The following is a 13,042-nucleotide window of genomic DNA, read 5'->3' on the forward strand; positions in this document are numbered from 1 at the left end:
TCCGCGCGGGAGCCTCACCGCCGGGGCGGGCGGACACCCCGGAACTCCCAGTCGCCGCCGAGCGCGGTGGACAACACCTCCTCGGACTCGGTGGGCTGGGCGCCGACATCGGCGCGGACCGGGGTCGGGCCGGTGACGATGCGGTTGGTGAGCCTGCCCAGCCCCTCCACCTCCACCTCCACCACGTCACCGGGCCGCACGGGACGGGAGTTGGCCGGAGTCCCCGACAGCAGCACATCGCCGGGGTACAGGGTGATCGTGCGGGCGATGTCGGCGACCAGATAGTGCATGTCCCACTTCATCTCGTCGGTCGAACCGTCCTGCACCACCTCGCCGTTGACGTATGTGCGCAGGGTCTTGCCGTGGAAGTCCCAGTCGGTGACGAGCCCCGGGCCGAGCGGGCAGAGGGTGTCCGAGCCCTTCACCCGCAGCATCGATCCCGCGTCGGTGTCGCGGAAGTCGTGCAGACCGTAGTCGTTGGCGACGGTGTAGCCCGCGATGTACTCCCCCGCCTCGTCCGGTGAGATGTTCCGCGCGGTCCTCCCGATGACGATGGCGACCTCGCCCTCGTAGTTGAGCCACTTGCAGCCCTCGGGGCGAACGACCGCGCCCTGATGGGAGTTGAGGGCCGAGGTCGGCTTGTGGAAGTACGTGGGAGTGTCGGGCAGGTCGATCTGGAACTCGTCGACGCGGCTGCGGTGGTTGAGGTGGACGGCGATCACCTTGGACGGTACGACCGGCGGCAGGTGCTGCGCCTCGTCGGTCTTGACGCGGCGGCCGTCCCCGGCGACGAGTTCGTCCCCGTCGACGGTGACCTGGACGGCGGCACCGTCGAGGAGGATACGGCGGTATTCGGGCATGACAGGGCTCCTAGAGACGACTGTGAGGGGTACGGGGAGCGGGCAGACCTTCGCCGGTCCAGCCGTCGGCCGGACGGTCGAACCACAGATGCACCTGCCCGGTGCCGATGGAGTTCTCGTACTCCCCGTACTGGCGGGCCCGGGCGACGCACCGCTGCTCGCCGAGGGCGCCGGCCATCATCAGGTAGTGGAAGAACTTCGCCTCGGGCCGGTACTTCCAGAACGCGTCCATCGTGTCGAGGACCTTGTCGTGCCGGCCCTCCTTGAACCACGCGATGCGCTCGGAGTCCGCCTCGCGCGCCTGGGGCGTGAAGATGTGCACCGGGTCGCTGGACTCGTGGTCACGCAGTTCGCGCAACGGCCAGAAGGTGTGCGACAGCGCCCCCGAGGCGATCACCAGCACCCGTCGCCCCGGGGTGGCGGCGATGCCGTCGGCGAGCGCGCGCCCCAGCCGCAGATGGTCCTCCATGTCACCGGTCTGGCAGACGCCGATGGTCACCCACCGCTTGTCCGGCAGCCCCTCCCCCAGGAACTTCCAGAGGTTGATGGTGGCGTAGTAGATCGGCAGGTAGTCGTCCTCGATCGCGGTGATCCAGGTGCCGTGCCTGTCGGCGAACCTCTCGATGTTGCGGGCTAGTTCGGGATCGCCCGGGAAGTCGTACGGCATCCGGCACATGCCGCGCGGCAGTTCCTCGGAGGTGAAGAGCCCGGCCCGGCGCTGCTGGGCGGTGACGACGAACTCGACGGTCGTGGCCCAGTGCGAGTCGAGGACGACGACGGTGTCGTAGTCCTCGCGCTCGAAGACGTCCCTGCGAAGCTGCCGAAGCCCGGTGACGAGGGTGATCTCCTTGCCCTCGTTGAGTTCCAGCCGGTCCTCCTCCGGAAGCACGATGGTGGGGACATGGGCCAGAAGACCCGCCCCGACGATCTCACCCATGGTTGGTCCATCCGTTCGGTGCGGTGACCGTGTTCTTGAGGTCGCAGTAGAAGTCGAAGCTCCATGTGCCGCCCTCCCGGCCGACGCCGGAGTGGCGGGAGCCGCCGAAAGGCGCCTGGAGGTCGCGCACGAAGAAGCAGTTGACCCACACCGTGCCGGCCACCAGCCGGGCGGTGACACGTGCGGCGCGCTCGGGGTCGCCGGTGGCGACGGTGGCGGCCAGCCCGAAGCGGGTGTCGTCGGCGAGGCGGACCGCTTCGTCCTCGCTGCTGAAGGTCTGGAGGGTCAGGACCGGCCCGAAGACCTCCTCCTGGACGACTTCGCTGTCCTGGGCGACGCCGGTGAGCAGGGTCGGCGCGTAGTACTGCCCGTCGTTGCGATGCCCTCCGATGACGGCCCGCGCCCCGGCCGCGATCGCCCGCTGCACGAAGCCGTCGATCTTGTCCAGCTGACGGGGGTGGATGTTGGGCCCGATGTCGGTGCCCTCTTCGCGAGGATCGCCCTGCCGCAAGGCTGAGGCCTTCTCCACGAACCGGCGGGTGAACTCCTCGACGACCGACTCCTCGACGAGGAACCGCGTCGCGGCGAGGCAGACCTGCCCGGCGTTGTCGTACTGCTCCACCGCGAGATCCACGGCGAGGTCGAGATCGGCGTCCGCGAACACCAACAGGGGTGACTTGCCGCCGAGTTCGAGACTGAGCGGCGTGAGGTTGGCCGCCGCCGACTCGGCGATCCGCCGGGCGGTCGGCACCGAGCCGGTGAAGCTGATCCGCCGCACGTCCGGGTGCGAGGTGAGGGCGTCGCCGATCTCGGAGCCATATCCCTGGACGACGTTCAGCACCCCGGCGGGCAGCCCCGCCTCGGCGGCGATGTCGGCGAGGAGGGACGCGGTGAGCGGGGTCCACTCGGCAGGCTTGAGGATGACGGTGTTACCGGCCGCGAGAGCCGGCGCGACCTTCCACGTGGCCAGCATCAGGGGCGCGTTCCACGGCGTGATCAGCACGGAGGGCCCTGCCGCGTCCCAGCTCACATGGTTCGTGTGCCCGCGCGTCTCGAAGTCCTCGTGGTCCAGCGTCAGCAACCAGTCCGCGAAGAACCGGAAGTTGTGCGCGACGCGGGGCATGACGCCCCGCCGGTGCGAGCGCAGAAGGGCACCGTTGTCGGTGGTCTCGACGATGGCGAGCTCTTCGATCCGCTTCTCGACACCATCGGCGATGGCATGAAGGATGCGGGCGCGCTCGGCGCGGGGAGTTGCGGCCCAGGCGGGGAAGGCGGCTTTGGCAGCTGCGACGGCTCTTCTGGCCTCGACGGGTCCGCCGCGGGCCATCTCACCGATCGTGCTGCCGTCGATCGGCGAGACATCCGTGAATGTCTCGGCGGAGGCAACGCGCTCGCCCCCGATCCAGTGCCGGGTGTCGACGGAAACACCGGCGACGACGATCTTGTCAGCCATGACAGGGGTTCCTTTTCAAACGAGGGGGAGATGAGCTACTTAGGGGCGCGGGGAACTGCGCGACCAGCCACAACGGACCTGCGCCAGCCCACCGGCCTCACCCCGCAGCCGCTTCCGACGTACCGACCTCCAACAGCCGCCCCCCATCCCAAACCACCCCGACCTGCCGGTAGTACGCAGCGATCGGCTCACGAATCTCCAACCGGGCCAACTCCTCGGTAGGCGCCTCGAACAGCTCCAACTCCGCATCACCGACCCACGGTTGACCCCCCTCGAAGGAGGCCGCCCCCGACTCGATCAGCTCATCGAGCGCCAGCCCCTTCCCCTTCTCGATCGACGGCAGCCACCGGTGGTGAGCCATGGGATGCGCATTGACGAACCCGTTCGTCTCCGAAGGCCCCCGCAGCGTCACCACGGTCTGCGCCAACCGCCGGTCCGCCGCGGCGAGCGTCGCCCCGAACCGCGCCCCCGCCTCGATCCGAGGAGCGGGCCCGTACGGATGCGGACGCGTCTGATGGATGGACCCGAGCTTCTTCGGATACCCCTGATGCAGCCCGCGGGCGATGGCGAAGTCCTTGTCGACCCAGATGTAGACGCAGCGCGTGTAGGTCTGGCCCCTGTACTTGCACCGGACGACCGCGAACGCCTCCTTGTACTGGGAGAGCACGGGGTCCAACAGCTCGCCCCCGGCTCCGGAGCACGACTGCCAGTCGGCCCAGATCAGGGCGACCGCACCCGGATCCTCGTCGGCCAACTCCAGCGGCTCGGGCAGCAGTTCACGCACCCGCGCCGGATCGGTCCGGTACTCCACGGTGAGCAGGTCGCCGGAGTACCGCCACGGCGGCGACGGAATCAGCGACGAGGCACCGCCTGCGGTCTTGGGAAAGAAGTAGCCACGAACTGAGGACATGAGGGGGTTCCTTACGCGGTGAGGGCGGGCTGCTTGAGCAGTTGGGCGCGGTACCGGGCGGCGCCCGTCGCGGCGCGGTGGCCGCCGAGCGCCACGACACCGACCAGCCGGCCGTCCGTGTGGTAGCCGACCAGCACATCGCCGTCCGGCTCGCCGTCCAGCACCCTGACGTCGCCGAGGCCGAGCACGGGCGCTCCGAAGGACTGGAGCCGGAAGTCGTGCTGGTCGCTCCAGAAGGTGGGCAACGGCGCGAAGGGCGCCAAGCCGGCCTGGACGCCGGTCAGATGCGCGGCCAGCGCCCTCGCCGCGTGCTTGGCCGTGTCCGTCGGGATCGACCAGTGCTCGACGCGGCGCGGCACCCCGTCGTAGCGTGCGTTGGGAAAGCGGGCGACATCGCCGACCGCGACGACCTCCGGCCGGCCCCCGACGCGCAACTGCTCGCAGGTGAGCACGCCGTCGGACAGATCCAGCCCGTTGCCCGCCAGCCACTCCACGTTGGCGACCGAACCGACCGACTCGACCACGACGTCGGCGGGCAGCACGGTCCCGTCGCTCAGCACGACACCCGTGACCCGGTCCCCGCCCTCGAACCCGGCGACTCCGGCACCCAGCGCGAAGCGCACTCCGCGCTCCTCGTGCCGCTTCAGCAAGGCCCGGCCGAGGAGTTCGCCGAGCGGGCCGACCATGGGCAGGGGCAGCGGATCGACGACGGTCACCTCGCGCACGCCCAGTCCTACGGCGGTGGCGGCGACCTCGCAGCCGATGAACCCGGCGCCGACCACGACCACCCGGGCACCGGGGCGGGTCAGTTCGTCCCGGAGGTCCTGGGCGTCGGCGAGGGTGCGGACGGTGTGGCGGCCGGTGCGCGGGCCGGGGCAGTTCAGGCGCCGGGGGCGCATGCCGGTGGCGACGACGAGTCCGTCGTACGGGAGGGTCGAACCGTCGTCGAGGGCGACGGTCCGCTCGGTGAGCCGGGCCGAGGTGACTTCGGTGCCGAGGCGCCACTCCACGTCGGCGGTGGCCGGCTTCGGGGTGAAGGCAAGGGACTCGAAAGGGGCCTTGCCCGCCAGGACCTCCTTGGACAGTGGAGGCCGGTTGTAGGGCATGTGGGGTTCGTCGCCGACGACGGTGATCGTCCCGGTCCAGCCCGCGGCACGGAGCTGTTCGGCGGCGCGCAGGCCGCCCATCGAGGCGCCCGCGACGACGATGCGTGCGGTCATGGGGCTCAGCCCTCGATCCGGATGGCCTGCAACGGGCACACGTCGGCGGCTTCCTCGACCTCGTCGCGCAGGGCGTCGTCGGGGTCGGAGACGTGGAGCAGGTGTCCGTCGTCGTCCAGCGAGAAGACGTCCGGGGCGGCGAAGACGCACTGGCCGTGGTCCTGGCACTTGTTCATGTCGACGACGACCTTCATGGCGGTCCTCCTGGGGATGGAGGGCCCGGCCGATGGCGGCCGGGCCCTGGGCCAAAGGGGTGCGGGAACCACTGAGCGCCCACTCCCCTGACTCGTTTGGCTTCAAACAACATAGGAAGCCGCTCGACCCTGGTCAAGAGCTGTCCAGATGGATAAATTTTTGAGGCCACCCCCTTGCGGGCCGAGACACCGCTTCATATCGTTCGGAGCCAAACGACTTACCGGGTCCGCCGTCTCTTCCCGCGGCCCGACTCGCTCTTCCCCACGCCACCCATCCGCCTGAGGAGACATCGGTGAGCGCATCCGACACCCCAGAGATCCGCCGGCACATGGAACGGCTCGCCGCCGAGGGCGTCGACGTGGTCCGGGTGGTCTACCCCGACCTGATCGGCACCGACCGCGCCCGTGACGTGCTCCTTGACCACCTGCCGACGGCCTGCGCGCACGGTCTGGCCTTCTGCCGCGCCGTCTACCACACCACCCCGCAGGGCGATGTGGTCCCGGTCGCGGGCGGTCTGGACGCCGGCCTTCCGGACGTGCAGGTACGCCCCGACCTGTCGACGCTGGCCGTGCTGCCCTGGGAGCCCGGGGTCGCCGCCTGCCTCGGCGAGGTCGTCGACCCGGCGACCTCGGCTCCCGCCCCCGAGTCCCCCCGCGACCTGCTGCGCACCGTCCTGGCACGGTGTGCCGAGCAGGGCCTGCGGCCGATCGTCGGCCCGGAGCTGGAGTACTTCCTGCTGGAGCCCGCCCCCGGCACCCCCACCGGCTGGCGCCGTTCACCGCAGACCACCGGCGCCGTCTACACCGCCGGGCTGCGCTCCGACCCCGACAACCACCTGTTGCGCACCCTGCGCCTGCTGCGCGACCTGGGCCTCGGGGTCGTCACCGGCAACCACGAGTTCGACGGCGGACAGTACGAGATCAACCTGACCCATTCCGAGGCCCTGGACGCCGCCGACCGCGCCTTCCGCTTCAAGGCGGCCGTCAAGGAGCTGGCCCGCAAGGAGGGCAACCTGGCCACCTTCATGGCCAAGCCGTTCGGTGACGCGGGCGGTTCCGGGTTCCATCTGCACCTGTCCTGCGAGACCGCCGACGAAGAAGGTGCGCGCAACGCCTTCGACGATCCGGCCGGCGCGTACGGTCTCTCGGCCACGGCCCGGCACGCCCTCGCGGGCATCCTCGCCCACGCCCCCGCGCTGGCGGCACTGGCCAACCCGACGGTGAACTCGTACAAACGCTTCGGCCCGGACACCCTCGCGCCCTGGCTGATCGACTGGGGGCTCGACAACCGCAGCGCCATGCTCCGCATCCCTCCGGAGCGCGGCTCCGGTGCCCGTCTCGAGCTGCGGCTCGGCGACGCGAGCGCCAATCCGTATCTGCTGATCGCGGGCACGATCGCCGCCGCCCTGCTCGGGGTCCGGGCGGGCGAGGAGCCGCCGGCCCCGCTGGAGGGCTACGGCTACGACACCGACCGGTCGGCCATGCTGCCGACGACCCTGACCGGCGCCCTGGACGCGCTGGAGGCGGACACCGCCTTGGCCGACGTCCTCGGCAAGGAGTTCACCGCCTCCTTCCTGACCTACAAGCGCAATGAGGTCGAACGCTTCCAACGGCACGTCACCGACTGGGAGTTCACCGAATACGCCTACCACCTGTGACGCCGAGGAGCCACCGATGACCGAGATCCTGACCCCTGCCGTGCACGAGCCGATGCCCCTGTCGGACATCGACCTGGCCGACCTCGACAACTTCACCGACGGGGTCACCCCCTGGCGGATGTTCCACACCCTGCGACACGAGGACCCGGTGCACTGGCAGCCCGAGGAGGCCCCCAACTCCGGCTTCTGGGCGGTGACCCGGCACGCGGACATCGCCACCGTCGACCGTGACGCCGAGACGTTCACCTCGACACGGTTCGTCAACCTCGAAGAGGTCGACGACGACCAGATCAAGAAGCGCGCCTCCATCCTGGAGATGGACGGTGTCCGCCACCGCGCCCTGCGCAGCGTGATCCAGCGGCAGTTCGGCGCGAGCGTCATCAACAGCTACGGCGATTTCCTGCGCGGACTGACGGCCAAGACCCTGGACGCGGCCCTCGCCAAGGGCACGTTCGACTTCGTCGCCGATGTCGCCGCGGACTTCCCGATCAACGTGCTGGCCCGTCTCCTCGACGTGCCGCCGCAGGACAACCAGCAGCTCATCGACTGGGGCAACCGCATCATCGGCAACACCGACCCCGACTACGCGGACGTACTGCTGCACAGCGAGGAGAGCGAGAAGTACCGCGATCTGCCGTTCCGCTCCCCCGCGTCGATCGAAGTGTTCGAGTACGGGCGGGAGCTGGCGCGGCAGCGGCGCGGCGGCGACGGCCAGGACCTGGTGTCGAAGCTCGTCAACACGGTCCCGCGCGACGGGATCCCGCTGTCCGCGCAGGACTTCGACAACTACTTCCTGCTCCTGGTGGTGGCCGGCAACGAGACCACCCGGCACACCATCTCCCACTCCATGCTGGCCCTGCTGCAACACCCGGAGCAGCTCGCGAAGCTGAAGGACGATCCGTCCCTGATCCCCACGGCGGTCGAGGAGTTCCTGCGCTGGGCCTCCCCGGTCTACCACTTCCGCCGCACCGCGACCCGGGACGTCGAACTCGGCGGCAAGCGGATCAAGGAGGGCGACAAGGTCGTCATGTGGTACGCCTCCGGCAACCGCGACGAGGCGGTCTTCGCCGATCCCTACGACCTCGACGTCACCCGGCAGCACAACGACCATGTCACCTTCGGCAAGGGCAGCCCCCATCTGTGCCTGGGCAACCTGCTCGCCCGCACCGAGATCCGCATCATGTTCGAGGAGCTCATCCCGAGGATCGCCGACATCAAACTGACCGGCGCCGTCCCCCGCGTCCGCTCCAATTTCGTCAACGGCATCAAGAAGCTGCCGGTCGAGGTCACCCTGGCGTGACCCACCCGGCCGGCACAGTGCCCGCGGTCAGAAAGAACGTGACGGCGTAGGTGAAACAACCCGTGCGCGCGGCCTCGTCGAACTGGACCACGAAGCGGTCCGCGTCCGCCGGATCGAGGTGGCCGCGGGCCGCGGCCGTATGCGCCCAGGTGCGCAGGCCCATGACGTGGTCGACCGCCGACGGATCGCGGACGACCAGCGTGCGGGCCTCCACCGTGATGTCGTCGAGGCCACGCGCCGCGAGGAGGCCGCCGTGCCGGTGGGCCAGGGTGCCGTTGCGCAGCAGCACGTCGGCGCGGAAGCGCAGCACCCGGCGGGCGAGGTCCTGGCCGTCGATGTCGAGGACCTGGGTGTCGTAGTCGGGGTCCGCCAGCGCGACCCGGCCACCGGGGCGGACCACACGCAGCAGTTCGTCCAGCACCCGGGCGGGCTCGGCGACATGCTGCAGGACCCGGTCGGCCCAGGCACCGTCGAACCGGTCCGCGCCGAACGGCAGCCGGTGGCCGTCCGCGACGCAGGCATGCGCCAGTCCTCGCTCCCGCGCCTGCGCGACCATCGTCAAGGAGCTGTCGACCGCGACGACTTCGGCCCTCCAACGCGAGCGCAGTGCCTGCGCGGCGTCCCCCGTACCCGCTCCGACCTCCAGGAACAGTCCGCCCGCCGCGGGGCGCAGCAACTCCTGCAACCGCTGCTTGTAGGCGGCGTAGAACGGCTCCGCGGCCACCCGGTCCAGGACCTGCACCCAGTCGCCGGGCCGGGACTGCGAGTCCACCGACGTGAAGCCATGAGCAACACCGGGATCGTCCATGCGAGCACGCTAATGCCCTGCGCGGTGCGTCAGGCAGGTTCCGCCGTGGTCCCGCGAAGGACGAGCCGTGGGTTCAGGACGACCTCTCGGGGTTCGGTGCGGTCCTGGTCGAGGCGTTCGACGGCCGCGGTCACCGCGTGCCGGGCCTGTTCTCGGGCGCTCTGGCTGACGGTGGTCAGGTTGAAGCAGCTCAGCCGGGAGAGCGTGTCGTCGTCGTAGCCGACCACGGAGATCCGGCCGGGGACGGAGACGCCGACGCGCGCGAGGGCGGCGAGCACGCCGATGGCGCACTGGTCGTTGAACGCCACGACCGCGGTGGGGAGTCCGGGACCGTCGAGGAGGTGGCGGGCGGCGCGTTCACCGGCCGCTTCGGTGTGGTCGCCGGTGAGGACGCGGATGTGTTCGTCCAGACCGTGGCGGCGCATCGCTGCGCGGTAGCCGCGGCGGCGGTCGGTGGCGATGACGCCCTTGCCGCCGTCGACGTAGACGATCTCACGGTGGCCGAGCCCGACCAGGTGGTCGATGATCTGGCCGACGCCGTCGTCGTCCGCGGTGCGTACGACGTCCAGGGCGGCGTCGGCGATCCGGCGGCCGACCGCGATGACGGGGGCCTTGTTGTCGAGGGTCGCGAGCACGTCCGCGGGCGAGGTCGGGCCGAGGAGGATCAGCGCCTCGCTACGGAAGGCCAGCAGCGTCTCCACGGCGGTCTGCTCGTCGCGGGTGCGGGTCAGGGTGCTCAGAACCAGGTCGTAGCCGACATCCTCGGCCGCGGTGTGCAGGTGCTCGACGAGTTCGGCGTGGAAGGGGCTGCGGATGTCGACCATGACGCCGAGCAGCCGGCTGCGTCGGCTGGCCAGGGTGCTGGCGGTGCGGTCCACCTGGTAGCCGAGGTCGGCCGCCGCTTTCAGGACACGCTGCCGGGTCCGCTCACTCGGACCGGACACGCCGCGCAGCACCAGGGAGACGGATGCCGTGGAGACGCCCACCCGGGCGGCCACGTCCTCCAGCCTGGGGCGTTTGTGCGTGCCGTTCCGGTGACGCGCGGATTCGCCGTCGCCCACCTGTGCCTCCCCGCGGTAAATCTCCTCGTGCAACACCCTTGACACCCTCACGAAACAAGGCTGATAGTACCAGGACTTAAAGCGCTTTAAATTGTCCTGATGTTCCAACGAAGTCGTCCGGAGAGCGCGGCAGCCATCCCTACTGCCCGCACCGTTCCGACTCCGCCTCCAGGCGCCACCACGCCCCTGGAAACGGCCGCGACCGGCCCGTACGGCGGACGGTGATCCACCCTCCCCTCCCAGTTCTGCACAGTGAGGTGCACCCCGCATGAGCCGTATGTCCCTCCCCCGTTCCCGCAGAATCGCCCCAGCAGTGGCCGTGGCCGCCGCGGCCGCCCTGGTCCTCGCCGGCTGCTCCAGCAGCTCCGGGGGCAAGAAGGCCGAGGAGAGCGCCGCCGGTGTCTCCGCCGGCAAGGCCGACACCCCCCGTCTGACCATCGCGCTGGTCACCCACGCGCCCTCCGGAGACACCTTCTGGGACACCATCCGCAAGGGCGCCGAGGCCGCCGCCGCGAAGGACAACATCAAGCTCATCTACTCCAACGACGAGACCGCCTCCGACCAGGCCGCCCTGGTCCAGAACGCCATCGACCAGAAGGTCGACGGCATCGCCGTCACCCTCGCCAAGCCGGACGCCCTCGAGGACGTCGTCGCCAAGGCGGAGAAGGCCGGCATCCCGGTGGTCGGCCTCAACGCGGGCCTTGACGTCTGGAAGGAGCAGGGCCTGCTGTCGTTCTTCGGCCAGGACGAGTCGATCTCCGGCGAGGCGCTCGGCAAGAAGATCGACGGCACCGGCGTCAAGCACGCCCTGTGCGTGATCCAGGCCCAGGGTGCCGTCAACCTCGAACAGCGCTGCGCCGGTGTGAAGAAGGCCTTCGGCGGCAAGACCGACATCCTCTACGTCAACGGCACCGACATGCCGTCCGTGAAGTCGACCATCACGGCGAAGCTCAAGCAGGACAGCTCCATCGACGAGGTCGTCACCCTGGGCGCACCGATCGCGCTGACCGCCGTGCAGGCGGTGGACGAGACCGGCAGCAAGGCGAAGATCGCCACCTTCGACCTCAACAAGGACCTGGTCAAGGCGATCGAGGCCGGCACCATCGAGTTCGCCGTCGACCAGCAGCCCTACCTCCAGGGCTACCTGGCCGTCGACTCCCTCTGGCTCTACAAGAACAACGGCAACTTCAGCGGCGGCGGTGAGCAGCCGGTGCTGACCGGTCCGGCCTTCGTCGACAAGTCCAACGTCAAGGCCGTCGCCGGGTTCGCCGCGAAGGGCACCCGGTGATGAGCGTGACCCAGCAGGCTGAGCCGGCGGTGACCACACCGCCGGCCCCCGGCCCCAAGGAGACGGACGGGCGCACCGCACAGCGCTCGACGGCGCTCAGGCTGCTCGCCCGGCCCGAGGTGGGTGTCTTCCTCGGCGCCCTCGCGGTGCTGGTCTTCTTCCTGATCACGGCGCCGCCGATGCGCGACGCCGGTTCCATGGCCAACATCCTGTACCAGTCCTCGACCATCGGGATCATGGCGCTTCCGGTCGCGCTGCTGATGATCGGCGGCGAGTTCGACCTGTCGTCCGGTGTCGCGGTCATCGCCTCGGCGCTCACCGCGGCCATGATCACCTACCAGCTGTCGATGAATGTATGGGTGGGCGTGCTCCTGGCCCTGGCGACGTCCCTCGCCGTCGGCTTCCTCAATGGCTGGCTGCTGGTCAGGACCGGACTGCCGAGCTTCCTGATCACCCTGGGCACGTTCCTGATCCTCCAGGGCGTCAACCTCGCGGTCACCAAGCTCGTCACCGGCAACGTGGCGACCGACGACATCAGCGACATGGACGGCTTCTCCCAGGCCAAAGCGGTCTTCGCCTCGTCCTTCGACGTCGGCGGTGTCGAGGTCAAGATCACCGTGGTGTGGTGGCTGGTCTTCGCCGCCCTCGCCACCTGGGTGCTGCTGCGTACCCGCTACGGCAACTGGATCTTCGCGGTCGGCGGCAACAAGGACTCCGCACGGGCCGTGGGTGTCCCCGTGACGTTCACGAAGATCTCGCTGTTCATGCTGGTCGGCTTCGGCGCCTGGTTCGTCGGCATGCACCAGCTGTTCGCCTTCAACACCGTGCAGTCCGGCGAAGGCGTCGGCCAGGAACTCATCTACATCGCGGCGGCCGTCATCGGCGGCTGTCTGCTGACCGGCGGCGCCGGCAGTGCGATCGGCCCGGTCTTCGGCGCGTTCATGTTCGGCATGGTGCAGCAGGGCATCGTCTACGCCGGCTGGAACCCGGACTGGTTCAAGGCCTTCCTCGGCGTGATGCTCCTCGGCGCCACGCTCATCAATCTGTGGGTCAGCCGCGCGGCGACCCGGAGGTGACCCACACCATGACAACCACCCCCGACATCACGCGTGAAGACGCCCCCGTCGTCGAACTCAAGGCCACGGGCAAGTCGTACGGCAACATCCACGCCCTGCACGGCGTGAGCCTGTCCGTCCACCCCGGCCAGGTCACCTGTGTCCTCGGTGACAACGGCGCCGGCAAGTCCACCCTCATCAAAATCATCTCCGGGCTGCACCAGCACACCGAGGGCGAGTTCCTCGTGGACGGCTCCCCGGTGCGTTTCTCCACGCCGCGCGAGGCCCTCGACAAGGG

At 69.7% G+C, this 13,042-nt stretch carries 13 protein-coding genes; 5 read left to right on the forward strand and 8 right to left on the reverse strand.

Annotation, left to right across the window (positions count from 1 at the left end; all coding sequences use genetic code 11):
* Nucleotides 1-14: 14 nt before the first annotated feature.
* From ACWD3I_RS37140 to ACWD3I_RS37165, 6 genes are all read right to left on the reverse strand, one after another.
* The gene (locus ACWD3I_RS37140) at nucleotides 15-860 is read right to left on the reverse strand and encodes a fumarylacetoacetate hydrolase family protein (protein WP_365396652.1); all 846 of its coding nucleotides are present in this window, start codon (nucleotides 858-860) and stop codon (nucleotides 15-17) included.
* A gap of 10 nt (nucleotides 861-870) precedes the next feature.
* Nucleotides 871-1,797 carry a 3,4-dihydroxyphenylacetate 2,3-dioxygenase gene (locus ACWD3I_RS37145; RefSeq protein WP_365396649.1) on the reverse strand — a complete coding sequence of 309 codons (927 nt, stop codon included), beginning with the start codon at nucleotides 1,795-1,797 and terminating at the stop codon, nucleotides 871-873.
* Nucleotides 1,790-3,250: an aldehyde dehydrogenase gene (locus ACWD3I_RS37150; RefSeq protein ID WP_365396646.1), complete on the reverse strand. Its 1,461-nt coding sequence runs from the start codon at nucleotides 3,248-3,250 to the stop codon at nucleotides 1,790-1,792. The genes ACWD3I_RS37145 and ACWD3I_RS37150 overlap by 8 nt, the downstream gene beginning before the upstream one ends.
* A 97-nt stretch (nucleotides 3,251-3,347) precedes the next feature.
* Nucleotides 3,348-4,160, reverse strand: coding sequence for an acetoacetate decarboxylase family protein (locus ACWD3I_RS37155; RefSeq protein WP_365396643.1), 813 nt, complete (start codon nucleotides 4,158-4,160; stop codon nucleotides 3,348-3,350).
* Between the two features lie 11 nt (nucleotides 4,161-4,171).
* Nucleotides 4,172-5,380 carry an NAD(P)/FAD-dependent oxidoreductase gene (locus tag ACWD3I_RS37160; protein ID WP_365396640.1) on the reverse strand — a complete coding sequence of 403 codons (1,209 nt, stop codon included), beginning with the start codon at nucleotides 5,378-5,380 and terminating at the stop codon, nucleotides 4,172-4,174.
* Nucleotides 5,381-5,385: 5 nt separating this feature from the next.
* On the reverse strand, nucleotides 5,386-5,574 hold the full coding sequence (locus ACWD3I_RS37165; RefSeq protein ID WP_266884148.1) for a ferredoxin: 189 nt from the start codon (nucleotides 5,572-5,574) through the stop codon (nucleotides 5,386-5,388).
* A 293-nt stretch (nucleotides 5,575-5,867) separates the two neighbouring features.
* On the opposite strand from ACWD3I_RS37165, the gene ACWD3I_RS37170 reads away from it, so the two are divergent.
* Nucleotides 5,868-7,232 (forward strand): glutamine synthetase family protein, encoded by a 1,365-nt coding sequence (locus ACWD3I_RS37170; RefSeq protein ID WP_365396637.1) that lies wholly within the window; start codon nucleotides 5,868-5,870, stop codon nucleotides 7,230-7,232.
* Between the two features lie 16 nt (nucleotides 7,233-7,248).
* Complete coding sequence (locus ACWD3I_RS37175; RefSeq protein WP_365396634.1) at nucleotides 7,249-8,532, forward strand: cytochrome P450; 1,284 nt, start codon at nucleotides 7,249-7,251, stop codon at nucleotides 8,530-8,532.
* On the opposite strand, the gene ACWD3I_RS37180 is transcribed toward ACWD3I_RS37175, so the two are convergent.
* Complete coding sequence (locus ACWD3I_RS37180; protein WP_365396632.1) at nucleotides 8,519-9,340, reverse strand: methyltransferase domain-containing protein; 822 nt, start codon at nucleotides 9,338-9,340, stop codon at nucleotides 8,519-8,521. The two genes, ACWD3I_RS37175 and ACWD3I_RS37180, sit on opposite strands and share 14 nt — an antisense overlap.
* Before the next feature lie 29 nt (nucleotides 9,341-9,369).
* Nucleotides 9,370-10,338: a LacI family DNA-binding transcriptional regulator gene (locus ACWD3I_RS37185; RefSeq protein WP_451084283.1), complete on the reverse strand. Its 969-nt coding sequence runs from the start codon at nucleotides 10,336-10,338 to the stop codon at nucleotides 9,370-9,372.
* A 331-nt stretch (nucleotides 10,339-10,669) separates the two neighbouring features.
* Between ACWD3I_RS37185 and ACWD3I_RS37190 the strand changes: the two genes are divergently transcribed.
* From ACWD3I_RS37190 to ACWD3I_RS37200, 3 genes are all read left to right on the forward strand, one after another.
* On the forward strand, nucleotides 10,670-11,689 hold the full coding sequence (locus tag ACWD3I_RS37190; RefSeq protein WP_361555319.1) for a sugar ABC transporter substrate-binding protein: 1,020 nt from the start codon (nucleotides 10,670-10,672) through the stop codon (nucleotides 11,687-11,689).
* Nucleotides 11,689-12,765, forward strand: coding sequence for an ABC transporter permease (locus tag ACWD3I_RS37195; protein WP_365396625.1), 1,077 nt, complete (start codon nucleotides 11,689-11,691; stop codon nucleotides 12,763-12,765). The genes ACWD3I_RS37190 and ACWD3I_RS37195 overlap by 1 nt, the downstream gene beginning before the upstream one ends.
* Before the next feature lie 8 nt (nucleotides 12,766-12,773).
* A partial coding sequence (locus ACWD3I_RS37200; RefSeq protein WP_451084282.1) for an ATP-binding cassette domain-containing protein occupies nucleotides 12,774-13,042 on the forward strand: 269 nt, incomplete at its 3' end.

This window comes from Streptomyces sp. NPDC002817 (assembly GCF_053592055.1).